At 59.5% G+C, this 22,698-nt stretch carries 23 protein-coding genes and 1 tRNA gene; 12 read left to right on the top strand and 12 right to left on the bottom strand.

Annotation, left to right across the window (positions count from 1 at the left end; translation table 11 throughout):
* From FVW59_RS16260 to FVW59_RS16305, 10 genes are all read left to right on the top strand, one after another.
* Positions 1 to 109: IS3 family transposase (locus FVW59_RS16260; protein ID WP_148065430.1), on the top strand; the 109-nt coding region annotated here is incomplete at its 5' end.
* Positions 110 to 447: 338 nt separating this feature from the next.
* Complete coding sequence (locus FVW59_RS16265; RefSeq protein ID WP_222711546.1) at positions 448 to 1,695, top strand: tyrosine-type recombinase/integrase; 1,248 nt, start codon at positions 448 to 450, stop codon at positions 1,693 to 1,695.
* Entirely contained in the window at positions 1,692 to 1,994 is a 303-nt protein-coding gene (locus FVW59_RS16270; RefSeq protein WP_148065431.1) for a hypothetical protein, read from the top strand. The genes FVW59_RS16265 and FVW59_RS16270 overlap by 4 nt, the downstream gene beginning before the upstream one ends.
* A gap of 222 nt (positions 1,995 to 2,216) precedes the next feature.
* The gene (locus tag FVW59_RS16275; protein WP_148065432.1) at positions 2,217 to 2,411 is read left to right on the top strand and encodes a helix-turn-helix domain-containing protein; all 195 of its coding nucleotides are present in this window, start codon (positions 2,217 to 2,219) and stop codon (positions 2,409 to 2,411) included.
* A gap of 107 nt (positions 2,412 to 2,518) precedes the next feature.
* Positions 2,519 to 4,585 (top strand): AAA family ATPase, encoded by a 2,067-nt coding sequence (locus tag FVW59_RS16280; RefSeq protein WP_148065433.1) that lies wholly within the window; start codon positions 2,519 to 2,521, stop codon positions 4,583 to 4,585.
* Positions 4,586 to 4,650: 65 nt separating this feature from the next.
* Positions 4,651 to 4,923 carry a hypothetical protein gene (locus FVW59_RS16285; RefSeq protein ID WP_148065434.1) on the top strand — a complete coding sequence of 91 codons (273 nt, stop codon included), beginning with the start codon at positions 4,651 to 4,653 and terminating at the stop codon, positions 4,921 to 4,923.
* 27 nt (positions 4,924 to 4,950) lie between these two features.
* Positions 4,951 to 5,142 carry a hypothetical protein gene (locus FVW59_RS16290; RefSeq protein WP_148065435.1) on the top strand — a complete coding sequence of 64 codons (192 nt, stop codon included), beginning with the start codon at positions 4,951 to 4,953 and terminating at the stop codon, positions 5,140 to 5,142.
* A gap of 148 nt (positions 5,143 to 5,290) precedes the next feature.
* Positions 5,291 to 6,445, top strand: a complete 1,155-nt coding sequence (locus FVW59_RS16295; protein WP_148065436.1) for a phage major capsid protein — start codon at positions 5,291 to 5,293, stop codon at positions 6,443 to 6,445.
* 115 nt (positions 6,446 to 6,560) lie between these two features.
* A complete protein-coding gene (locus FVW59_RS16300) occupies positions 6,561 to 7,121 on the top strand; it encodes a hypothetical protein (RefSeq protein WP_148065437.1) in 561 nt (186 codons plus the stop codon).
* Positions 7,122 to 7,273: 152 nt separating this feature from the next.
* Positions 7,274 to 7,513 carry a hypothetical protein gene (locus tag FVW59_RS16305; RefSeq protein ID WP_148065438.1) on the top strand — a complete coding sequence of 80 codons (240 nt, stop codon included), beginning with the start codon at positions 7,274 to 7,276 and terminating at the stop codon, positions 7,511 to 7,513.
* Between the two features lies 1 nt (position 7,514).
* On the opposite strand, the gene FVW59_RS16310 is transcribed toward FVW59_RS16305, so the two are convergent.
* From FVW59_RS16310 to FVW59_RS16350, 9 genes are all read right to left on the bottom strand, one after another.
* Positions 7,515 to 8,075 (bottom strand): hypothetical protein, encoded by a 561-nt coding sequence (locus tag FVW59_RS16310; protein WP_148065439.1) that lies wholly within the window; start codon positions 8,073 to 8,075, stop codon positions 7,515 to 7,517.
* 83 nt (positions 8,076 to 8,158) lie between these two features.
* The gene (locus tag FVW59_RS16315) at positions 8,159 to 8,914 is read right to left on the bottom strand and encodes a hypothetical protein (RefSeq protein WP_148065440.1); all 756 of its coding nucleotides are present in this window, start codon (positions 8,912 to 8,914) and stop codon (positions 8,159 to 8,161) included.
* Between the two features lie 21 nt (positions 8,915 to 8,935).
* Positions 8,936 to 9,415 carry a hypothetical protein gene (locus tag FVW59_RS16320; RefSeq protein ID WP_148065441.1) on the bottom strand — a complete coding sequence of 160 codons (480 nt, stop codon included), beginning with the start codon at positions 9,413 to 9,415 and terminating at the stop codon, positions 8,936 to 8,938.
* 186 nt (positions 9,416 to 9,601) lie between these two features.
* Positions 9,602 to 9,692 (bottom strand) — tRNA-Ser (locus FVW59_RS16325).
* A gap of 113 nt (positions 9,693 to 9,805) precedes the next feature.
* Entirely contained in the window at positions 9,806 to 10,006 is a 201-nt protein-coding gene (gene csrA / locus FVW59_RS16330; protein WP_148065442.1) for a carbon storage regulator CsrA, read from the bottom strand.
* Between the two features lie 170 nt (positions 10,007 to 10,176).
* Positions 10,177 to 11,418, bottom strand: coding sequence for an aspartate kinase (locus tag FVW59_RS16335; protein ID WP_148065443.1), 1,242 nt, complete (start codon positions 11,416 to 11,418; stop codon positions 10,177 to 10,179).
* A 98-nt stretch (positions 11,419 to 11,516) separates the two neighbouring features.
* Positions 11,517 to 14,123, bottom strand: a complete 2,607-nt coding sequence (gene alaS, locus FVW59_RS16340) for an alanine--tRNA ligase (protein ID WP_148065444.1) — start codon at positions 14,121 to 14,123, stop codon at positions 11,517 to 11,519.
* A gap of 30 nt (positions 14,124 to 14,153) precedes the next feature.
* Positions 14,154 to 14,501 (bottom strand): histidine triad nucleotide-binding protein, encoded by a 348-nt coding sequence (locus tag FVW59_RS16345; RefSeq protein ID WP_148065445.1) that lies wholly within the window; start codon positions 14,499 to 14,501, stop codon positions 14,154 to 14,156.
* A gap of 93 nt (positions 14,502 to 14,594) precedes the next feature.
* Positions 14,595 to 14,780, bottom strand: a complete 186-nt coding sequence (locus FVW59_RS16350; RefSeq protein ID WP_148065446.1) for a Trm112 family protein — start codon at positions 14,778 to 14,780, stop codon at positions 14,595 to 14,597.
* Positions 14,781 to 14,948: 168 nt separating this feature from the next.
* Between FVW59_RS16350 and greB the strand changes: the two genes are divergently transcribed.
* Positions 14,949 to 15,458: a transcription elongation factor GreB gene (greB, locus tag FVW59_RS16355; protein WP_148065447.1), complete on the top strand. Its 510-nt coding sequence runs from the start codon at positions 14,949 to 14,951 to the stop codon at positions 15,456 to 15,458.
* Positions 15,459 to 15,512: 54 nt separating this feature from the next.
* On the top strand, positions 15,513 to 16,823 hold the full coding sequence (locus FVW59_RS16360) for a spinster family MFS transporter (protein ID WP_148065448.1): 1,311 nt from the start codon (positions 15,513 to 15,515) through the stop codon (positions 16,821 to 16,823).
* 4 nt (positions 16,824 to 16,827) lie between these two features.
* Here FVW59_RS16360 and FVW59_RS16365 read toward each other — a convergent pair whose 3' ends face one another.
* The 3 genes from FVW59_RS16365 to FVW59_RS16375 all read right to left on the bottom strand — a co-directional run bounded on the left by FVW59_RS16365 (position 16,828) and on the right by FVW59_RS16375 (position 22,597).
* Positions 16,828 to 18,948 (bottom strand): TonB-dependent receptor family protein, encoded by a 2,121-nt coding sequence (locus FVW59_RS16365; RefSeq protein WP_148065449.1) that lies wholly within the window; start codon positions 18,946 to 18,948, stop codon positions 16,828 to 16,830.
* Between the two features lie 156 nt (positions 18,949 to 19,104).
* Positions 19,105 to 21,297, bottom strand: coding sequence for a hypothetical protein (locus FVW59_RS16370; protein ID WP_148065450.1), 2,193 nt, complete (start codon positions 21,295 to 21,297; stop codon positions 19,105 to 19,107).
* Positions 21,298 to 21,379: 82 nt separating this feature from the next.
* On the bottom strand, positions 21,380 to 22,597 hold the full coding sequence (locus FVW59_RS16375; protein ID WP_148065451.1) for a serine hydrolase domain-containing protein: 1,218 nt from the start codon (positions 22,595 to 22,597) through the stop codon (positions 21,380 to 21,382).
* Between the last annotated feature and the right edge of the window lie 101 nt (positions 22,598 to 22,698).

Below are 22,698 nucleotides of genomic sequence, written 5' to 3' on the forward strand. Positions count from 1 at the left end.
TGACTATATCGAGCTGTTCTACAACGAACGGCGGCGTCACAGTTCTAATGAGCAGCTATCGCCGGTAGAGTATGAGCGGCGTCACCAAAAGCGGCTGGAAAGTGTCTAAGGAACTGGTGGCGATTCAGCCCCTCGGCCGGGGTCGCGCACGACCTTCGCCGCTTTGCGCCTCGTCTCAAACTCGCCCGTGGGGCGAGTTTGTCGAACCGGAGGGCCCAAACCAAGTCCTCACTCAGCCCCATAAATGCAAAAGGGCCGCCCTTTTGGGGGGCGGCCCTTTTGCATTTATGGCGGAGAGCGAGGGCTACCAACCATGTAAACCCAAGTCTATCTACACCCAAGCCGCCCCACTTAGATATACGCATTGCGTATATATATCAGTAACTTAGGTGATTGCCTTGTAAATTACCGTCTGCTATTGTCCACCCCAGTCACATCATAAATAGTATGGCAATAGGTATGGTAAGCAGGGGAAAAGCAGAAAGAAACAAACTGAAAGCAAACCAGCTTTCTAACCTTGGCGCCGGAGCGCACAACGACGGGGGTGGGCTATACCTCAAAGTTACGCCGCCTAACGGGCGATCATGGGAGTATCGCTGGCGGCGGCAAGGTAAATTGAGATATACCGCTCTTGGCAGCTTTCGCGACTACACACTGAAGGAAGCTAGAGAGCGCGCCGCAATTGCAAGGAATGCAGTGAAAAATGGCAAAGACCCGAAAATCGCCCTTTACGGTGACAGCACCATCCCGACATTTGAGGAAGCGGCTGGCAAATACATTGCCGCCCATTCCCCCGGCTGGAAAAACGCCAAACACAAACAACAATGGGAGAACACACTAAGCACATACGCATTCCCGAAAATCGGCAGGAAAAGCGTTTCTGAAATCGGCATGGCTGATGTGCTGGACGTACTCGAACCTATATGGCACAGCAAGCCGGAAACCGCTAGTCGGGTAAGAATGCGTCTTGAGAATATACTGGCGTGGGCAATGGCCCGAGGCTACCGCGAGGGGTTCAACCCAGCCGTGTGGCGGGGCAATCTGCAAGCCCTACTGCCAGCGAAGGAGAAATTGCAGCCCACCAAACATTTCAGCGCCCTGCCCTTCGCTGACCTGCCTGACCTGTACGCGCGGCTGGCTGCCAAGTCATCAATTTCAGCCTATGCGCTCCGATGGACCATTCTGACTGCCTGCCGCACCGGAGAAACCATGCAGGCCCAATGGAGCGAGATTCAGGGTGATGCTTGGGTAATCCCGCCAGAGCGTATGAAGGTGCGCAAAGAGCACCGCGTACCCCTATCTGACGAAGCACTGGGTGTGCTGAAGAATCTGAACGAAGAACACAGCCACCTGTTTCCCGGCCTGCGTGCGCCCCACATATCCAATATGGCTATGGCCAAACTGCTGAAAGAAATGCAGCCGGGCGTGACGGTGCATGGTATGCGCTCCGCATTCAGAGATTGGGCAGCCGAGGAAACCAGCTACCCCAACCATGTCGTTGAAATGGCGCTAGCGCACACAGTAGGAAATGCCGTTGAAGCTGCATACAGGCGCGGCGACCTGTTCAACAAGCGCAGGCAGTTAATGGATGACTGGGCCAAATTCCTCACCAGCGCGCCCGACACAGATATCGAATCAGAAACCGGGGCCGCGAGCCCCACCCCTAACCCTAAGCACAAGGAAAACAGGACGTGACAGAAGCTGTACAAAAAATCGACCAGAACAATGAAGCCATCGCCAGCCTTGCGCTTGGGTTGCATGAACGCTTTAGCGGGCTTTCCAGCCTATTCACTGCCATTGGTAACGACCACAATGCCAGCGCCAACGTGCGCCGCCTTGCGGCCATCGGGCGGCAGCTAGCGTGCGACCATGATGACGTTGTGCTGGCCACAATGATCGACATTGCAAATGATTTGGGGCTGCACGAGGGGGCTGAAGCAGTACCACGCTACATTGCCGAGTACGAGCTAGAACTGCACGACAAGGCAGCGTAATCATACGGGGGTGCAATGCCCCCGTTTTTCATTCTGCAAATGCATTTGTTTTCCCTTTGTTTACCCTTCTATAACCCCCTGTTTTTGTGGCGCTTTTTCAGTCAGCACAACACTCACCCCCGGGCAATGCGGTGCCGACTGGGCATCAATAGTTAATTGGGTTTCCGTGCCTTATATTCCGCCTGTCCAACGACAACAACGGCAGACAGAGGAAGCCTATCAATGCAAACAGTAGCCACCGCCAACACTTCAGACCGCGTACTTTCCATCCAACAATTCGCTGCAAAGTACGGCATTAGCCGCCAGACCGTGTACAACGAGCTGGCGCGTGGAAAACTCCGATCAGCAAAGATTGGCCGCCGCCGAATCATCACGCCACAACATGAAGCCGATTACTTGGCACAGATTGAGGCTTAGGCGCGACCAGAAAAAAGAAAGCCCGGCGTCAAAGACCGGGCCAAAGAAGCGAAAGCAATTATCCCTAAGACGAGGAAAGCAACGAAAAATGAAATCACCTTGAGGACATGAAAATAGTGACACAGACAGCAGGCGCGAACAATTCAAGCGACCTATCACCCTTCCAACTGGCAGGCATCCCGCTATTTGAGCGCGGAATTAGCGTCATGCCAATTCTACCGGGCATGCAATTCCCCGGCAGATATGCGGGCGGCGAGTGGAAGCCAATGCCGAGTTGGCAGCAGTACGCAAACCGCATGGCCACTGACCTTGAGCTTGATGCTTGGGAAAGCTGGCCGGGTGCGGGGGTGGGAATGTGCCCCGGCAAGCTATCCGGCATTATCGCCCTTGACTTCGACCACGAAGGCAACGGGGCGCAAGCGGCCATTGAAGCCATCACACCGCCAAGCCCGGTGCGCAAATTCGGCAGCAAGGGCTACACCGCGTTTTATCGCTACAACGGCGAACATACGCAGCGCTTCAGCATAAAGGGTACTGACGGCAAGGGTGAAAGAATCCTTGACCTGTTGAGCGATGGCAGCCAAACCGTTTTGCCGCCAACAGTCCACCCCAAGGGCGGGCATTACAAATGGCTGACAGTGGAAACGCTGGAAACCATTGACTTTGACGCGCTGCCCACCCTGCCGGATAACTACAGCGAATTGGTGCGCGAAGTGCTGGCACCTTACAGCGTGGGGGTGCATGAATCCAGCGGCCAACCGCTTGGCGAGGAAGTGCCCGACTACGATATATCGGAAACCGAGTGGCGAGAGCTGGCCGGGGCGCTCGACCATGTGCCATATCAGGACTATGAACAGTTTGTAAGGGTGGGCATGGCCCTGCGGTCAATCGGCGGGCATGGCTTCAAGCTGTGGTGTGAGTGGGCCAAGCGTTCACCGGAATTCCGCGAAGGCGAAAGCGTTGACTACATGCGCCGCAAGTGGGCGGGCTTCCGTAGTGTTGACGGCGGGCTGACCTATGAAAGCGTATTCAAGTGGGCGCGGGAATATGGGTGGACTGACCCGGAAGTGCCCGACTATGCCGCGCAACTGCTGGCAGGGCTTCAGGAAAAGCAGAAGGCAGTCAAGCGCACCGGCTTGCACTTCCTATCAGTGGGCCAGCTTGGCAACGTGCAGCCGCCTGAATGGCTGATTAAGGGGCACTTGACCGTTGACAGCCTCGCCATGCTTTACGGGCCTTCGGGGGTGGGCAAGTCATTCATTTCCTTTGATTGGGGGCTGAGTGTAGCCGCTGGCGTCAAGTGGCAGGGCTTTGACGTGCGCAAAGGTGGCGTGCTGTATATCTGCGGTGAAGGTAAAAACGGTATCAATGCGCGCATACGGGCTTGGGGCGCTGCGCGGGGGGTGGACGTGGAAGCGCTGCCGTTCCTTGTGTCCTCGCAGCCGGTGGCCTTCCTCGATTACATGCAAGTGAACGAATTGGCTGAAGTGATGAACGGGCTGCCCTTTGTTCCGGCGCTTATCATCATTGACACACTCAACCGTAACTTTGGTGACGGTGACGAAAACAACACAAAGGATATGTCAAGGTTTGTTGACGCGCTGGCACGCCTGCGGGCAATGACCGGCGCTTGCATCATGCCAGTACATCACACCGGCAAGATGGACACCGAAACCGCGCGGGGTAATAGCAGCCTGCGGGCTGCCCTTGATACTGAAATCAGCCTGACCCTGCGTGACGGTGATTTGCAGTTGGGCTGTACAAAGCAGAAGGACGCGGAACAGTTCACCCCCGTATCGCTGGCGCTGGACGTGGTGACAGTAGGCACCGACCCCGAAACCGGCGAAGACATTACCAGTTGCGTTGTGGGCACCACAATGGCGCAGGAAGGGGCAGGGCTGGCACAGCAGCTATTGGAGGGTAAGCGGGCCGGGAAGCACCAGAAAACGGCGCTGGCCTTGCTACGCGAGCATTCCGCCACATTCCGGGTGAAAAACCCGAATGCCAGCTTTGTATCAGTGGCAAAGCGTGACCTTATCGACTTGCTGAAAGGTGCAGGCATGAGAGAGCAGGCCCGTAGGCGCGTAATCACATGGCTCGAAGACAACCGCGTTTTGGGCACAGTAACTTCGCGGGTTTTCTCCATTGATCAGGCCGCAATTACCGCTGCATGAAGCTTAGATTTTTCGGCACCACCTTCATTTGGAATTTTCTAAATGAAGGGTAAATGATGGGTCAAATGAAGGGTTCCATTTTGGATGAAATGATGGAATTACAGGGGCAAATGATGGAATTCAGGCACCAAATGAAGGTTTTCCGTTTTAAAAAAACGGCAAATGAAGGAATTGACCAATCCTGCCGATTCCACCCCCACTCTCTTAAAAGAGTGGGGGGAAGCGGTTGGTGTGCTTTCTATTTTCAAGAGTTCCTGCTGTTCAACTTTCGAGAAAATCATGGGGGTGGTCGGATTGCCACTTTGTTAAAAAATACCATCCGTACTTTAAATGACTGAGGGCCGGGCACCGGCGACAATACGCATATGGAAACGATTGATTCACCACGCGACCTTGAAAAGCTGCTGAAACAGCACGGCTTCTCACGCCGGGAAGCAATGCTTTTAACAAGCGGCGGCTGGCCAGCACTTCGAGCGTTCCGTGAACACAAGATTGAGAGTGGACTGGAAGAAAGGCCGCGCTCAAAGGTCAGCAAGTGGCTTTCCGCTAAGTGCTGACCAACCTTCGCCAAAGGGTAAGACGATTCGCATTGCTGCGTGAGGCAGTACATGGCTGGGGTCGATTCGACCTGCGTGATGCAGGCTTTCGGGTACATCGGATGAACCAAAGGCATTCCAACTACCGTTACTACGAGAGCAACAAACTATGAATCTGAATGAAATTAGTTCACTGGTTGTAAAACAAGGCGAAGCCGTGCAGGGCTTCAAAGATCGCTATGAAGGCAAGCTGGCGGAATTGGAGGAAAAATTCTCCCACCTAGACCACGACCTGACTGACCTTGCTCAAAAGCAGGCGGCTGGCCGTATGGCCGTGCCGGACGGCCCCGCAAACAGAGGCGCAGATATTAAGGGCGCGTTTAATGCTTTTCTGCGCAAGAACGACAAGGACGGGCTGCGGCAAAAGAGTTTGTCCACCACTGTGGAGGCTGAGGGTGGATACACTGTAATCCCGTACCTTGATGATGTTCTTATCGGCACCATTGCAGAAACTAATCCAATCTTGCGCGACAGTGCACGAAAGGTTATCGACAGCAACGAGTATCAGCAGGTATTCACCGTTTCCGGTGCCGCCTCTGGCCGCGTTGCGGAAGGTGTAGCGCGCGCTGAAACTGGTGTGCCGACCTATGCGCGCCCAGCTATCAAGCTGACAATGCAGTATGCCTACCCGAAAGCTACCGATGAACTGGTGCTGTCAAGCTCCTTTGACATGGTGGGCCATGTTCAGAGCGAAATCGTGACTTCCTTCGACGCGGACTTTGAAGCTGAAATGCTGAAAGGCAACGGCGCGGCACCGAATCAGAAAGGCATTCTTTTTGCTGCTGATAGCTACGATGTCGATGGCGTGCGCAGCTTCGCCAGCTACCAGCTTGTGAAGTCCGGCGCTGATGGTGACTTTGGCTATGACGCGCTGGTAACGCTGATTCACTCATTGAAGCCGAAGTATCGCAAGAAAGCCAAGCTGTACGCCTCTACATCAGCCATTGAAATTATGCGCAAGTTCAAGGACGCCAACGGTATGCCCATCTGGCAGGACGCCAACGGCACCACTGGCAAGCCGCAGAGCATCATGGGCTATGTGGTCGAAGAAGTACCGGAAATGCCTGAAGTGGCAGCGGGAAGCAAGTCGGTGATGTTTGGCGACCTGTCCAAAGCCTACGCATTTGTTAGCCACAGCACTGGCCTGCAAATCCTCCGTGATCAGATCACTGAACCGGGATACACCAAGTTCCCATCACGGATGTTGTGCGGTAGCGGCCCGATGGACACCCGCGCGCTGAAGGTGATGGAACTCGCGGCCTGACCCAATGGGGAGGGGGCGGCTAAATCTCTAGCTGCCCCGCCCCGAATACCGTCAGGGTAGTGACGTAAACGCAATGTCAGTCAGAGAATTCCTGTGAACACTTTTCGAGGCAATCATGAAGCAGACCAGTAACCACAGCGACATCGAATTTTTGGCCAAGTGCCGCAACCGGAATTGCAACGAGCGATTCATGACAACCAACCTTGACCCCAAATCGCAAGTTTGCGGCGATTCATGTAAGGCAGCGGTGGAGGACGCAAAAATGCAGCGCGCCGAATCACTTTGGCAGCCGCGTATCTGCGTGCAGTGCCACGCCGAATACCAGCCCATGACCAATACCGCCAAATATTGCGGGAAGGTATGCCGTGATGCTGCAATCCGTGGCCGCTATCACAACAGGCAGGGCGAGCTTGCTGATTCATCCAAGCAGGTTCAGGATGCCCGCCTTGCGGCTGAAAGGCTGATGACCCCAATGGCCGAGGCCACTACCGTGGAAGCACTTGAAGCGGCCCACAGTGCTGCTGAGGCTGCCGCTACGGGCCATCTGCGAAGCTTCATGCAGTCTTGCCAACAGCGGCTATTGCGTGGCGATTCCGAGCGTGCAGCGGCAGGCTTCATCGCCGCAGTGGCTGAAACACAGGCGGCTATTCTGGCGCAGTTGGGGGCGACTCGGTGACAAAGCGCTTGCCTGATAATGTCCACAAACTGCGTGGCACGTTCCGCAAGGATAGGCATGGCGGCGGGGGTGGTGGCAAGCCACCCCCTCCCACAAAGCCGCCCAGCGCCCCGCAGTGGCTTCCTGACGCAGCCAAGCGGGAATGGCGCAGGGTGGTCAAGGCGCTGGCCGAATTCAACGTATTATCAGCCCTAGACCGGGGCATTATGGTGCAGTACACGCTTCTCTACGCGCAGTTGATTGAGGAACCGTGGGCCTTCACGGCGAGCCAACATGGCCAGCTACGCTTGTGCATGGTGGAATTGGGATTCACCCCCAGCGCGCGAAGTCGCTTGACGGCTTTGCAGCGCACCGATGGTGAAGATGATTCGGATGGGTGGTCTGACCTGTAGCTTAGTTGCTGGCGGGCTGTGGTGGCTCGCTGGCGTCCTTTTCGCACTGGTCAATAAAGGCGGCAATCTCGCCAATATGGCGGCTGCAAATATCTCTCACGGTTGCTGTTCTATCAAAATCTTTTTCGTCGTCGAAATAGAAAGTGCCATACAGCGAAAAATCGGCGCGCCCCTGTTGTTGTGGTGCAGAAGCCTGCGGAACACTGAAGTTAAAATTCACTGCACCGGGCTGCGGGGGTATATATCGAGGCGTGCCCGGCCTAACTGGGCCGTAATGAACGGAACGCGAGCGCAGCCCAAATTCACGGAGATAGAATTCAGGACGCTCATTTTTAAAAGCCCGTGCCGCGCCTTTTAGAAGTTTTCCACCATCCTCAAGGCAAACCACGGCGCTGTAGCATCCGTTCAGGCACGCACTCAAGTAATAAGTGTATTCCTGCTCGAATGTTTGGCCGTTTGTAATGGGGGTGCGCTCGGTTTCGACCCTGTCCATCAAAGCGAGGAAAAAGCGGGCTTCGTTCAGCTTGGCACGGGCGCTGTTCAGCGCTTTTTTGCTAGGCATTCGGTGTTCAGCCATCTTTTGGCAAAATGGTGGCCTGACGTCCTTCAGTGGCACCCCGCGAGGCGCTCACCTAAAATTTTGCATTAGACTTCTTTTAGGTCTATCAAAACCCCCACCGGTATGTTCGGGTCCCAAGATATCCCGCCCGCATATTTAAAGTAGTCAGTTACTTCTTTTAACTGGGCTACATGGGATTCAAAAAGTGTAAACCGGTAGGTTTTCTGAACATCGCATTTTTGTGTGTTTGTATTAACTTCAACCGTTAGATGGTACTCCCCGGCCTCCCAAATGTATTTTTCGGCGAAAAAATCATGAAATGGTTGTACAAGTTCGTCGTTCAGCTCAATGAATCCCTCTGGCTCGCCGTCTATAGCGGCTCGCTTCGCTTTAAAGTCTGCTTGCAATTTCGCTTCATTCTTTCTGTAGACAGTTTCTTCTTCCCGGCTAAACCAGATTAGAAAGTTGACATTGTGCGCCCACACCTCGCCCGGCGACAACGAAAACGGCGTGAACAACAAAGTATTCTTGTCGCCCTGATTTTGCAGGTAGTTCTGCGCTGGAAGAATCGCGATTTCATTTCCATCGCGCTTTATTTTCGCGGATACACTCCTAATACGAACATTTCGACCGCCTGTATTCTCAATTATTAGGTGAAGCTGTAAGTTTGGATTGCCAACTTTATGGTTGATGGCAATTTTCGAGTAAAGCTCGATTTCAAGCCTTGCCCGTTTGAACCAGACGAGAACTGGCGGAAGCTGTGACAGCACGACCGCCAAAAAAGCTACAACGACTGCCCAAAATGTCCAGTCTGCATAGAAGGGCGCTACCTCTGATTCCACGATTTTTCCTCACGCAATGGTTTATTCATTTTCGGGGGTATCGTCAGAGTTATATATCACTTGATACCAAGTCAATGGCAAGCATTTTACTTCGCTATGCTTCCACTCTGGGATGCCTATACGGACAGACAAGCCGCCCCTGTCATGCAGGGCCGCTTGAAATAACCTGTCTAAGAAACCCTTTGTGGCGCAGATATTCACATGCGCCAAGTCAGAGTCATAGAAGTTGACCATACCCAAAGGGCACTTTCCTTCAAGGTTTTCAATACTGCTGCCATCAACTTCCAACAAGTGAATGATTACAGCCTCAAACTCGAAAGTGCCATGCTCCGAACGTGACGCGCCGGAATCCAGACGTAGGAAAGGTGAACTAATGCTGTCCGCCGCATTCTCGCTATGGGCGAAATCGCCAAAGCTTATGCCGGTGATGAAAAGCTGCATTGGTTCATCAAGGCAGCGCTCCCCCATAACTTCTTCAAGTGAAGGGTGATACCGTTCCACAGTAACGCTCCCTGTCTGTTGTTGTGGCATTGATGGTAGCGCAGGGGCTGGCACACACAAAGCCAAGCGGACTATTTCAAAGTATGCAGGGGCAGGCACAAAACCTAAAGTATGGGGACTGGTATGGGAAGCCAGAAACGAAAAAGCCCCAACTACTTGATTTTAAACAAATAATTGGGGCCTATATGGCGGAGAGCGAGGGATTCGAACCCTCGATAGGGGATAAGCCTATACACCCTTAGCAGGGGTGCGCCTTCAGCCACTCGGCCAGCTCTCCGGAACAGATTGTCTGCTTTGTGTCAGGGGGTTGGGCTACTAGCCTCAAGGCACCTCAACACAGGCGCGGCATCATACCACAATGGCTATAAATTCAAAGTGTTGCAGCGGAATTCAGCTGGAAGATTCTTCTTTCTTCGGCTCGTCTTCACCGCCATCCTGAATGCGGTTGTAGATTTCCTCACGGTGTACGGCCACGTCGCGGGGGGCGTTGACGCCGATGCGTACCTGGTTGCCCTTTACACCGAGGACGGTAACGGTTATTTCATCGCCTACCATCAGTGATTCTCCAACCCTGCGTGTCAAGATCAGCATAATGTCCTTTTCTCCAGTCTTGTGCCTGTTGGGTTGTGGGTATAACGCAACATCTACCGCTCCGCCGATCCGGGTGGCGCGGGGCAAACCTGTTCGGTCATAAACCTAGTTGTAGTTCAGTTTCACAAGATAGCAAAACTGTAACCTTCATCGAATCGACTACCAGGGTATTAGGCAGGCGTTTCGTCCTGAGGTTCCTTGTCCAGGCCAAAGGATGAGTGCAGCGCACGTACGGCCAGCTCCAGGAACTTTTCTTCGATAATCACCGAAATCTTGATTTCCGATGTGGTGATCATCTGGATATTAATGCCCACTTCCGCCAGTGCCGCGAAGGCCTGGCTGGCAACACCGGCGTGAGAGCGCATGCCCACGCCAACCACTGACACCTTGGCGATCTTGCTGTCGGAACGCACGTCCCGCGCGTTGATGTCTTCCGCCACCTGCTTCAATACATCTTGCGCGCGGTTGAGGTCGCCGCGGGCCACGGTGAAAGTGAAATCGGTGGTCTTGTCGTCCGCCACGTTCTGGACGATCACGTCCACTTCGATGTTGGCGTCGCCGATGGGGCCGAGAATACGGTGGGCAATGCCGGGCATATCGGGCACACCCACGACGGTGAGTTTGGCCTCGTCGCGATTAAAGGCGATGCCTGCGATTGTCGGGGTTTCCATCTGCGAACTGTCCTCCAGCGCAATCAGTGTGCCCGGGCCTTCCTTAAAGCTGTGCAGGACCCGCAGCGGGACGTTGTACTTGCCTGCGAATTCCACGGCGCGTATCTGCAACACCTTGGAACCCATGCTGGCCATCTCCAGCATCTCCTCGAAGGTGATGCGATCCAGCCGGCGGGCGCCATCCACTACCCGCGGGTCGGTGGTGTAGACGCCGTCCACGTCGGTATAAATCTGGCACTCATCGGCCTTCAGCGCAGCCGCCAGGGCAACCGCCGTGGTGTCGGAGCCGCCGCGGCCGAGGGTGGTAATGTTGCCCTGCTCGTCCACACCCTGGAAGCCGGCGACAACGACGACGTAGCCTTCGTCGAGGTCGGCGTGCAGGCGCTCATCGTCGATATCGCGAATACGCGCCTTGGTATGGGCGTCATCGGTGAGGATGCGCACCTGGCTGCCGTTGTAGCTTTTGGCCTTCACACCGCGCTTGTTCAGGGCCATCGACAGCAGCGCCGTGGTCACCTGCTCGCCGGTGGATACCAGTACATCCAGTTCCCGCGGCACCGGGCGATCCTGGATCTCGTGGGCCAGGGCGATCAGGCGGTTGGTTTCACCGCTCATGGCGGACACGACAACCACAACGCTGTGGCCGTCTCCGCGGAAACGCGCCACCTTGTCGGCCACCTGCTCGATGCGCTCGATGGTGCCGACAGAGGTGCCGCCGAATTTTTGTACGATCAGGCTCATGCGCTCACTCTGGGCCCGGATTCCAAAGGGGCGCCATTTAACACCAATAGCGCGCCCTTGAAAACCGGCAATAGTGCGGAATGGGACGTGAGTCCGCCTTAACCTGCAAGGGTCGCCGCGACCCAGTCGGGCACGGTTTTGAGCGTGTCGTCGAGGGCTGCCACATCGCTGCCGCCGCCCTGTGCCATGTCCGGACGGCCACCGCCCTTGCCGCCCAGGCGACCGGCGAATTCCTTCATCAGGTCGCCGGCTTTGACCCGCCCGGTGAGATCCTTGGTGACGCCAGCGGCCAGGGCGATCTTGTCGCCCTCCACGGCCGCCAGCAGGATGACGCCACTGCCGAGTTTGTTCTTGCACTGGTCCATCACGTCGCGCAGGGATTTGGCATCGCCCCCTTCCACGTTGGCGGCCAGCACTTTCACGCCGTCCACGTCCACCGCGGAACTGGTGAGGTCACCGCCCGCGGAGGTGGCCAGCTTCTGCTTCAGGCGCGCCACTTCTTTTTCCAGCTCGCGCGCTTCCGCGCGCAGGGCGCCGACCTTGGCCGCCACGTTGTCGCGGGTGCCCTTCACCGCTTCACACACTTCCGCCAGGCGCTCTTCCACCGCGTCGATCGCCGCCAGCGCTCCGGCGCCGGTCACCGCCTCGATGCGGCGCACGCCAGAGGCTATGCCGGATTCCGACGTGATGCGCATCAGGCCGATGTCGCCGGTGCGATCCACGTGGGTGCCGCCACACAGTTCCACCGAGAAGTCGTCCTCGCCCATGGCCAGCACACGCACTTCATCGCCGTATTTCTCGCCGAACAGGGCCATGGCGCCAGCCTCCATTGCCGCCTCCATGCTCATCAGGCGGGTGGAGACCGCCGTGTTGGCGCGAATCTGGGCATTCACCATCTGCTCAATGGCTTTCAGTTCTTCCGGCTTCACCGCTTCGAAGTGGGAGAAGTCAAAGCGCAGGCGCTCGGAGTCCACCAGCGACCCTTTCTGGTTCACGTGGTCGCCCAGCACATTGCGCAGGGCGGCGTGCAGCAGGTGGGTGGCGGAGTGGTTGAGACGGGTGCGCTGGCGCACGCTGCCATCTACCTGGGCCTGCAGGGTCGCGCCAACGGCAACCGAGCCTTCAAGCACCTTCACGTGGTGCAGGTGGTGGCCCTGAACCTTGGTGGTATCGGTCACTTCCAGGCGCAACCCGGCGGCGCTGAGGTAGCCGCTGTCGCCCACCTGACCGCCGGACTCACCGTAAAAGGGGGTGCGATCCAGCACCACCACGCCGCTTTCATCCGCGCCCAGTGCACTCACCTGCTCGCCATCCTTCAGCAGGGCGGTAACGCTGCCCTCCCCGGCCAGGCTGTCGTAGCCGGTGAACTCGGTGCTGCCGTCCAGCTTCAACACGTCGTTGTAATCGACCTTGAAGCTGCCGCTTTCCTGGGAGCGACTGCGCTGCTCGGCCATAGCCGCCTCGTAGCCGGCGACATCCAGGGTCAGGCCGCGTTCGCGGGCGATGTCGTTGGTAAGGTCCACCGGGAAGCCGTAGGTGTCGTAGAGCTTGAACACCACCGCGCCGGGGATTTCCTCTCCGCTTTGCAGACCGTCCAGGGCTTCGTTGAGGATGGCCAGGCCGTTGTCGAGGGTTTTGGCGAACTGCTCTTCCTCGGTCAGCAGGGCCTTTTCCACCTGGGGCTGCAGCTTCACCAGTTCCGGGTAAGCCTCGCCCATCTGCGCCGCCAGGGTGGCCACGAGCCGGTAAAAGAAGGGGCCGCTGGCGCCGAGCTTGTTGCCGTGGCGGATGGCGCGACGAATGATACGGCGCAGCACATAGCCGCGGCCCTCGTTGCCGGGCATGACGCCGTCGCAGATCAGGAAGGCGCAGGAGCGAATGTGGTCGGCAATCACCTTCAGGGAGTTGTGCGCCAGGTCATTCACGCCCAGCACCTCGGCGGCGGCGCGGATCAGGGCCTGGAACAGGTCGATCTCGTAGTTGCTGTGCACGCCCTGCATCACGGCCGCAACGCGCTCCAGGCCCATGCCGGTGTCCACCGAAGGTGCGGGCAGGGGGTGCATTTCGCCGCTGCTGTCGCGGTTGAACTGCATGAACACCAGGTTCCAGATCTCGATGTAGCGGTCCAGGTCGTCGTCCGGGCTGCCAGGTGGGCCGCCGGGCACGTCTTCGCCGTGGTCGTAGAAAATCTCGGAACAGGGGCCACAGGGGCCGGTATCGCCCATCTGCCAGAAGTTGTCTTCATCCAGGCGCGAGATGCGCTCCTTCGGGAAGCCGATGTCCTCGATCCAGATCTGCTCGGCCTCGTCGTCGGAGATGTGGCAGGTGACCCACAGCCGCTCTTTCGGCAGCTTCAGTTCCTCGGTCAGGAACTGCCAGGCGAAGCGAATCGCATCGCGCTTGAAGTAGTCGCCGAAACTGAAGTTACCCAGCATTTCGAAGAAAGTGTGGTGGCGCGCGGTATAGCCGACGTTTTCCAGGTCGTTGTGCTTGCCGCCGGCGCGCACGCAGCGCTGACTGCTGACCGCCCGGTTATAGGGCCGCGGATCGGCGCCGAGGAAGGTGTCCTTGAACTGGTTCATCCCGGCGTTGGTAAACAGCAGGGTCGGGTCGTTGCCCGGCACCAGTGAGCTGGAGGGCACACGGGTGTGGCCCTGCTGCTCGAAATAACGGAGGAAAGCTTCGCGTATCGCTACGGTCTTCATAGGGAGTCTCTACCGGAAAAAAGTGCGGGCTCAGCCCAGCATGCGCGCTTCGGCCAGGGTGGAGCCGGCCAGGATGTGCAGGTGCAGGTGGAACACAGTCTGCCCCGCCCCGCTGCCATTGTTGACGATCAGGCGAAAGGCATCACCGACCCCCAGTTGCTTCGCCACTTTGCCGGCGGCCAGCATCAAGTGCCCCAGCAGGGCCTGGTCCTCCGGCTCGGCGTCAGACAGTTTTTCAATGGGCTTTTTCGGGATCACCAGTACATGCACCGGCGCCTGCGGGTGGATGTCATTGATCGCCACGCAGTGCTCGTCCTCGTAGATGAAATCCGTCGGGATTTCGCCGCTGATGATTTTGCCGAATATGGTGTCTGACATTGGTGCTGTGTCCCTTCCTGAGTGTTGACAATGGATGCCTGCCTGCGCAGGCATGACGGAAGTAATGGCCGGCATGGCGCGCCGCCTTCTTGCCTAGCCCAGTTTTTCGTCGGCCGTGAGCTGGCGGGCCTCGCTTTCGAGCATCACCGGAATGCCGTCGCGCACCGGGTAGGCCAGGCCGGAAGCCTTGCACACCAGTTCTTCTTTCTCGCGATCGTACTCCACGGGCGCCTTGCTCACCGGGCACACCAGGATGCTCAACAGCTTGTCATCGATCATGACGGTCTCTGCGGGTCAAAAAATGGGCGGCCATTATACGGGTTTTGCCGCCCAGTGGCAGCGCCCCTGCCGGCGCCGCCGGCGAAGCGTTCGCCCGCCGTGCCGTTGCCGGTCCCGCCGCCCCGAATCGCTGGCGCGCCGGCGCGCCGCGACAGTAGAATGCCCGCCATGAGCAGATACCGACCACCGCGCCGCCGCGGCTCCACCTACATCACCCCCGAGGGCGAGGCCGCCCTGCGGGCGGAGCTGTACCAGTTGTGGAAAGTGGAGCGCCCCACCGTTACCCAGACCGTGCACGAGGCGGCCAAGAACGGCGACCGCTCCGAGAACGGCGACTACATCTACGGCAAGCGCCGCCTGCGGGAGATCGATTCCCGGGTGCGCTTCCTCAACAAGCGCCTGGACGAGTTGAAAGTGGTGGATCGCGCCCCCGACAACACCGGCAAAGTGTACTTTGGCGCCTGGGTCACGCTGGAAGACGAGCATGGCGAGGAACAGCAGTGGCGCATTGTCGGGCCCGATGAATTCGACCTGGCCGCCGGCAAGCTGAGCATGGACTCGCCCATGGCCCGGGCCATGCTGGGGCGCGCCCTGGACGACGAGGTGACCGTGCGCAGCCCCACCGGCGAACGACACTTCTATATCACGGAAATCCGCTACAGCCCTGAGAACACCTGAAAAACCGGGCAGGCTGACCCACCCTCGCCACAATAACAACAACAGGGAGCACCCTTGACCGACCACAGCCCCAATGTCCGCCAGGCCAACTATGCCCTGGCCCTGCTGCTACTGGCCTACATCCTCTCTTTTGTTGACCGCAACGTGATGGCGGTGCTGATTGGCCCCATCCGCGCCGAGTTCGCCATCAGCGACTTCCAGTACAGCCTGCTGCACGGCTTCGCCTTCTCCATGTTCTACATTGTGCTGGGCCTGCCCATCGCCCGACTGGCGGACCGCCACAACCGGGTGCGCATCATTGGCGTCGGGGTATTCCTGTGGAGCCTGATGACCTGCCTGTGCGGCGCCGCGCGCAGTTTCGGCGGCCTGTTCCTGGCCCGGGTGGGCGTCGGCGTGGGCGAGGCCGCGCTGTCCCCGGCGGCGTTCTCCCTCCTCAGCGACCTGTTCCCGAAGGAGAAACTGGCCCGCGCCCTGGCCATTTACAGCCTCGGCATCACCCTGGGAGGCGGCCTGGCCTACGTACTGGGCGGCGCGGCCTACGCCTGGTTTGCCGGCATGGCACCGCTGAGGCTGCCGCTGTTTGGCGCGGTCTCGGCGTGGCAAATGACCTTTATTGCGGTGGGTGCCCCGGGGCTGCTGCTCACCGCGCTGCTGATGCTGCTGAAGGAGCCGCCCCGCCAGGGCGTCGCGCAGCGGTCGGTCACCGCGGGGGTCAGCCTGGCCGACGTCTGCGCGCAGTTTCGTCGCCACTGGCTGGCCTACCTGGGCATTATCGGCCCGCTGTCGCTGCTGGCGGTGCTGGGCTACGGCACCATGGCCTGGTACCCGGAGTTTCTGATTCGCAGCTTTGGCATGCCGCGCGACTCCGCCGGCAGCCAGTTTGGCACCCTGTTCCTGGTGGCCGGCAGCCTCGGTACGCTGGCGGCGGGCTGGTGCGTACAGCCGCTGATGCAGCGCGGTTTTGTCGATGCGCCAGTGCGGCTGATCGGCCTGATCGCCCTGCTGTGGATTGTGCCGGCCAGCCTGGGGCCGCTGGCGCCCAGCGCCGCCCTCGCCCTGCTGGCGGCGGGACCTATCGTGTTCTGCCTCAATGCCTATTACGGCGTGGGGATTGCGGCCCTGCAGTTCATTACCCCCAACCCGATGCGAGCCCAGGCCTCCGCCCTGCTGCTGTTCTGTACCAACTTCTTTGGACTGGCATTGGGGCCAACCGCAGTAGCGGGACTCACCGACTTCCTGTTCCGCGACGAGCAGGCCCTGAACCAGTCGCTGGCCCTGTTGCCGCTGCTGGTGTGTCCGGCGGCGGCAGTGCTGGCTTTCGCCAGCCTCAGGGCATTCCGCGGCGCCGAGCGAACCGTCGAGTGACGGTTCAGAAGGTCCACTCCACACCCACCGATGCGGTGCGGGGCTTGTTCGGCCGGGCTCCGTCGGGCTGGCGCGAGACGATGGCCTGCTCGTCGAAGGCGTTTTCAAGCTTGAAGAACACCGCCATCTCCGGGGTGTATTCCAGGCGGCTGATAAAGTCCACCACCAACAGGTCTTCACTGCGGTCAAAGCGGCTGCCGCCGTTATTGCAACCCACGTCCATGCACATTTCGTCGATGTACTTGGCCACCAGGTAATTGTTCCAACCCATCGCCGTTTCCAGGCCGGCGCGCAGGCTGAAGATATTCTCCGGCACTGAAGCCAGCCAGTCGCCATCTTCAAAACCGGTTGCCTGATTGTCGTCGCTGATCGCAGCGTCGGTGTAGGTGTACACCAGGTTCAGGGGAATGCTCATGCCGCCGGCGTCAAGCACCGTCCCTACCTGCAGCTCAGCCCCCTGAATCAGGGCTTCGCCGGTATTGAACGAACCAGAGGTGGCGCCGTTGCTGCAGGGGCTGGCGTTGGAGCAGTTCTCGGTCTTGTTGTCGAAATCACTGTAAAAGCCGATCAGTTCCAGGAACCAGTCGCCGTTGTAGCGCAGGCCCGCTTCCCAGTTGTCGCTGGTTTCCGGCTCCTCGTTCTCTACCGCGCCGCCACCCAGGGGGGAAAAGCCGCGGTGAACACCGGCCAGCAACTGCCAGTTGCCGCTGAGGTCGTAGGTGAAAGATACGCCGGGCAACCACTCGTCACTGTTGTTGCCAATGCGGCCGGGAACGTCGGAACGTTCGGGTGTGCTGTACTGGCGCCGGCTGGATTCCACATCCTCGTAGCGCAGGGCGAGATTGACTTCGAGCACCTCATTGACCTGCCAGGTGTCCACCAGCCACAGGCTGACGGCATCCGCCTCCTCCAGGCGATTGTCACTACCCGTGGGCGCATCGATAACGCCGGTGAATACCAGCTCACCGTTGATCTGGTCGTAGAATTCCTCCGGCTGGTAGCGGTCCATTTCGTCTTCGTGGACTCGACCGCCTACAGCGAGCTGGTGAGCGCCCAGGTCCACGTCGAAATTCAGGTCGACACCGCGGGACTCATACTCGCGGTTGTTGTGTTTGTAGGCCAGACCAGTGGCATCCACGGTGCCGTCCAGAATGCCCTGGGCGGTGGCATCGCCCCCATTGGCGGCCGTGATCAGGGCGTTGCCGCCGCCGAGCTTGAACCAGTCGCGGGCGAACTCGTTGTAATAGGCGATGGCGGACAGGTTGACCCGCTCGCCCAGCTCCCGGCGATAGGTCAGGTTGTAGCCCTGGTGGTCGTTGTCCATCTCGTCGATGCTGGACAGGCCGTAGCGGCGATCCGGGTCGCGGTCAAAGTCGCTATCGGTCAGGCCGAGGTAGGTTTCGTCAGAAATCTCTGTGGAATACTGGGCCTTGAACAGCAGGCTCTGCCGCTCACCCTCCCAGCCCAGCTTCAGCAGGTAATCCTCAATGTCGTAGCCGGAGCTGCGGCTACTGCGATCGATATCCTTGAAGCCGTCGCTGCGGCGCTGGGCGGTTTCCAGCAGAAAGCCGAACTCTCCCGCTCGGCCGCCGAATGAGGCCAGCAGGTCGACCTCGTCATGCTGTCCATAGCGGAAGTTGACGCTGCCCTGGTTCTGCCCGGGGATGGGGGTTGAGACCATATTGATCACCCCGCCCGTGGTCTGGGGGCCGTAGCGCAGCAGGGGCGCGCCCTTGATGATCTCGATGCTGTTCATGCGCAGGGCGGTGGGAAAGTAGTAGGCCTCCGGGTTGGAATACGGCGCCGGAGCAATCATCACGCCGTCTTCCATCAGCGTCACTTTGGAAGCGCGCTCGGAGGTTGCACCGCGGATGCCGATATTCGGGCGCAGGCCATAGCCATCCTCTTCCTGGATGTAGATCCCAGGCACTGTCTTGAGGAGCTGGTTGACGTCGTTGGCCGCCTCGATGCGAATCTGTTCAGAATCGACCAGGGCGCCGGAACCGGGCAGGGTCCTCGCCGCCTCCCGGGAGCCGACAATGGCGACTTCCTCGAGGGCCGATTCTGCCATCGCGGAGGTGGCAACAACACTGGCCAGGGCCAGTGCGAGGGGCGACTTCTTCATAATGTCTCCATGCAAGAGGCGCGCCCAGCGGGCGATGGGCGCATTCTTATAAAAGGAGACGAATAGTAATCGGATGTATTCTCATCTACAACAGAAAAGCCCGCCCGGCAGTATTCTGAGCGCTACCGGGCCGGCTGTCATGCTCACCGGGCGAAGCTACCCTCCTCCGCTGTAACCATCGGTAAAGCAGGCGACGCCCGCGCCACAGGTATCGACGAACTTGCCCTCACCCTCAGGCCGCAGAAACTCAGACTTCTGCCGCTGGGCAGCCGGTTCCTTGCGCGGCAGCGAGTGGGGGTCCTCGCCAAAATCGGGCTCGAAGGGCGCGGTATTGGTAATGGGAGGCGGGGCGGTGCCGCCGTCGTCGGCCCCGCCGCCCACCGGGCCATCGTCCCAGATGGTCAGCACCGAACCGGTAAAGTCACCCGCCGGCACCGGCTCCAGGGCCACGTAGGGATTGCTGTCCGGGTGGCGGCCCGGCTCAACCGCGGGTACCCGCAGCCTGGCCCCCAGCGAGCGCGCCATGAATTCCGCCGCCCACATGCTCACCTGGTGATCGCCATAGGCCACCTGCATCAGCACCGCGTGGCGCGGTGTATTGGGCAGTGGCGCCTGCTCGATGTGGTAGGCATAGCCGCTGGATTCGGCCCGGTCCCACAGCATCTGCACCATCGAAAGCAGCAGGCTCTGGTCCTTGATACTGGGGTAGCCACCGCCGTCCTCGCCGGTGCCGCTGCCGCTGAAGAAGGGCTTGTAGGCATCGAAATCGATGCTGCGCCGCAGCAGGAAGCTGTAGTTCATGCCGGGCACGCCGAGCACGCCCCGGGTCACATCCTGGATCACCCCCATCAGCGCGCCGCCGAGGATTCCGCCCTGGCTATTGCCGTCGTAGTACACCGTGGTGTGGTCGAACACGGCTTCGCCCCCGGCCTGAAAGAGCGGGTCAGCCACAAAGCCCTGCTCGTGCTTGAGCAGGCGGGCGAGGAACATGAAATTGAGCATACCCTGCTGCTGGCGATCAAAAAAAGGCGGCATCAGGCTGAAGTCCTGCAAGGCCGCGACGGCATAGCCCACATCCTCCCGGGCGAAGCCGCTCCAGTCGGTGGCGCAAAACAGCATCTGGTGGTCCAGGGCCATGATGTCCACGTTGTTGCCGGTACCGCCCTGCACTTCCGCCGCGCTGCCCAGCAGACCGTGGCCGTAAAGTGAGGGGCGCGCCACAGCCAGTGGAGGAGCGTCGAAATCTTCCGCCACCGAGCGGGGAATGCGGCACACGAAGTTGGCCTCAAACAGGTTGTCGCCGCCCATGCGATCCGGCAGGCCGTCATCGGGTTCGCCGTAAAAGAAGCCGGAACCGGGGCCGCCATCCTCGCTGTCGAGGAAGTTGGGCACCATGAAGGTCCCCGCCACCTCGCGCGATATCTGCTCGTCCTCGCCATCCTGGCAGCCGTCGTCGCCGCAGGGGATGAAGTCGGTCACGCTGGTGACAGTGTATTCCGGCACCGCGCCGCCGAGGTCGGCGAAGGCCTCATCACGGATGTGCAACAGGCGGCCGGTGATGCTGTCCACGCTGGCCACGGTGAAGTCCCAGGCAAGATACAGCTCTTCCCGGGGGATACCGGCCTCGGCGAGGCTGGCGAAAATGTCCTCCATCGCCTCGCGCCGCTCCTCGATGGCGGTGTTATCGGTGAGCGTGTCATCGCGATAGGCGGCGAACACTTCCGGTGCCGGAATCAATTCACCGTCCGCGTCACGCAGGTTGCGCAGGGCCACGATGTAGCGTTCCCCGCGCTCGAACTGCACCATCGGGCGGATGATGAACAGCTGTTCCCCCGGGTCGTCGGTGTTGGCATCGAGCTCGCCGAAAACCAGGTGCTGCTCACCGGTACCGGCGCGAATCACCACCACCGGCGAGTCCGGCGACAGGGATTGTTCCAGGTCGGTAATCGGCGGCACCCCGGTCTGGGCAAGGTCCAGACCCGGTATATGGGCCAGCAGCATCTGCGAGGGCGAGAAGCCATCGTTGCGATTGAGCTCCGCCGGGTCCACCCGGACATCCTGCCGGTTGGCGGGCAGGGACTCCCGGTTCAGGTTGACGCGGCGGCCGGTATCACTGCTCTCATCCGCCCGGGTCAGGGCGTCCGAGGGCCAGGGCAACAGGCAGTCACTGCTGTCGAGAATTTCGCAGCGGCCGGCATTGGGGGTGTCGATGCTGATGGTCGGTGGCGGTGGCGGCGGTGGTTCGGGGGGCACAGGAGCCCGCGAATCACTACCGTCGGAGCAAGCGGTCATCAGGGCGATAGCCAGGGCCGCGAACGGGACGCGACTGCATTCTGTCATCCAGCGCATGGGAACTCCTTATCGTTATATATTTCCCGGTTGCCCAGCCTACTGCCAGGCGGCGCAGCCTGCAATGTCGCGGCCCGGGGAGCTACTCCAGCGCCGCGTAGACCATCGACTCCAACTGGCCGCGGAAGTTGAAGGTGCTGGAGGGCATCAACTGGGTCAGGAACAGCACGGTGAGGTCCTCTTCCGGGTCTACCCAGAACAAGGTGCTGGCCAGACCGCCCCAGAAGAAGCTGCCGGCGGAGCCGGGATAGCCATTGGCCACCGGGTCCAGCTTGGTGGCAAAGCCGAGGCCGAAGCCGACGCCTTCGTAGGCCGTTTCGCTGAAACTGCCGATGGCAAATTGCGACAGGTCCACATCCCCCGGCAGGTGGTTGCGGGTCATAAAATCCAGGGTGCGACTGCCGATGATGCGTTGGCCGTCCAATGTGCCGCCGTTCAGCAGCATCTGGCAGAAGCGGTAATAGTCGCCGGCGGTGGACAGCAGGCCACCACCGCCGGAAAAGAACTCACGACCGCTAAAGCGGCTGTCCTGGCCGTCGTCGTTCATCACCAGCTCTTTTTTCAGGTTGCGCTCGTAACAGCTGGCAAAGCGCGGCAGTTGCTCCGGGCGCACATTGAAGGTGGTGTCGCGCATGCCGAGCGGCTGGAAGATAACTTCTTCCAGGTAGTCTGGCAGCGGCCTGCCGCTGATCACCTCGACCAGGTAGCCGCAGACATCGGTGGCCAGTGAATAATTCCAGCGCTCCCCCGGCGAGAACTCCAGCGGCAGCTGCGCCAGTTGGTCAATCATGGACTTGAGCGTATAACCGGGCGCTGGATTGCCCACCTGCAGCTTGCGGTAGGCATAGTCGATGTTGGATTCGCGCAGAAAATCGTAGGTCAGGCCCGAGGTGTGGGTGAGCAGGTCGCGCACCGTCATCGGCCGCTGGCAGGGCACCGTTTCGAACAGCGGGAAGGAGCCGGCCTTGCGCACCTGCAGATTGCGAAATTCCGGGATAAAACGGTGCACCGGGTCGTCCAGCGCAAACAGCCCGCGCTCGAACAGGGTCATCAGGGCCAGGGAGGTGACGGGCTTGGTCATGGAATAGATGCGGAACACCGTGTCTTCCGTCATCGGTTCGCCGCGGGCCAGGTCGCGCTGACCGGCGATGTCCAGGTAGCAGACCCTGCCCGCGCGAGCCACCAGGGTGATACTGCCGGGGATTTTGCCGGGATCGATGTAGGCACGGCGCAGGTGTTCTCCCACGCGATTGAGCTGACGGCTGTCCAGGCCGACGGATTCAGGTGTGACCAGTTCCATGTGTTCTCCCCGGGGCTTTCTATTGTTGAGGTGGCAGTGTCGATGTTAATCGGCAAATAGACAACTGCGGCCAGCGGAAAATGGGGCCGGCCCGCAGCGGG

This window comes from Parahaliea aestuarii (assembly GCF_008064635.1).
Classification (GTDB): domain Bacteria; phylum Pseudomonadota; class Gammaproteobacteria; order Pseudomonadales; family Halieaceae; genus Parahaliea; species Parahaliea aestuarii.

What these genes read in the sequence shown, in the direction of transcription:
- FVW59_RS16335 (WP_148065443.1), bottom strand. Translation starts at nt 11,418, where the DNA reads ATGAGCCTGATCGTACAAAAATTCGGCGGCACCTCTGTCGGCACCATC.
- FVW59_RS16295 (WP_148065436.1), top strand. Translation starts at nt 5,291, where the DNA reads ATGAATCTGAATGAAATTAGTTCACTGGTTGTAAAACAAGGCGAAGCC.
- FVW59_RS16365 (WP_148065449.1), bottom strand. Translation starts at nt 18,948, where the DNA reads ATGAAGAAGTCGCCCCTCGCACTGGCCCTGGCCAGTGTTGTTGCCACC.
- FVW59_RS16285 (WP_148065434.1), top strand. Translation starts at nt 4,651, where the DNA reads ATGAAGGGTTCCATTTTGGATGAAATGATGGAATTACAGGGGCAAATG.
- FVW59_RS16290 (WP_148065435.1), top strand. Translation starts at nt 4,951, where the DNA reads ATGGAAACGATTGATTCACCACGCGACCTTGAAAAGCTGCTGAAACAG.
- csrA (WP_148065442.1), bottom strand. Translation starts at nt 10,006, where the DNA reads ATGCTGATCTTGACACGCAGGGTTGGAGAATCACTGATGGTAGGCGAT.
- FVW59_RS16300 (WP_148065437.1), top strand. Translation starts at nt 6,561, where the DNA reads ATGAAGCAGACCAGTAACCACAGCGACATCGAATTTTTGGCCAAGTGC.
- FVW59_RS16310 (WP_148065439.1), bottom strand. Translation starts at nt 8,075, where the DNA reads ATGCCTAGCAAAAAAGCGCTGAACAGCGCCCGTGCCAAGCTGAACGAA.
- alaS (WP_148065444.1), bottom strand. Translation starts at nt 14,123, where the DNA reads ATGAAGACCGTAGCGATACGCGAAGCTTTCCTCCGTTATTTCGAGCAG.
- FVW59_RS16370 (WP_148065450.1), bottom strand. Translation starts at nt 21,297, where the DNA reads ATGCGCTGGATGACAGAATGCAGTCGCGTCCCGTTCGCGGCCCTGGCT.
- FVW59_RS16350 (WP_148065446.1), bottom strand. Translation starts at nt 14,780, where the DNA reads ATGATCGATGACAAGCTGTTGAGCATCCTGGTGTGCCCGGTGAGCAAG.
- FVW59_RS16280 (WP_148065433.1), top strand. Translation starts at nt 2,519, where the DNA reads ATGAAAATAGTGACACAGACAGCAGGCGCGAACAATTCAAGCGACCTA.
- FVW59_RS16275 (WP_148065432.1), top strand. Translation starts at nt 2,217, where the DNA reads ATGCAAACAGTAGCCACCGCCAACACTTCAGACCGCGTACTTTCCATC.
- FVW59_RS16265 (WP_222711546.1), top strand. Translation starts at nt 448, where the DNA reads ATGGCAATAGGTATGGTAAGCAGGGGAAAAGCAGAAAGAAACAAACTG.
- FVW59_RS16375 (WP_148065451.1), bottom strand. Translation starts at nt 22,597, where the DNA reads ATGGAACTGGTCACACCTGAATCCGTCGGCCTGGACAGCCGTCAGCTC.
- greB (WP_148065447.1), top strand. Translation starts at nt 14,949, where the DNA reads ATGAGCAGATACCGACCACCGCGCCGCCGCGGCTCCACCTACATCACC.
- FVW59_RS16345 (WP_148065445.1), bottom strand. Translation starts at nt 14,501, where the DNA reads ATGTCAGACACCATATTCGGCAAAATCATCAGCGGCGAAATCCCGACG.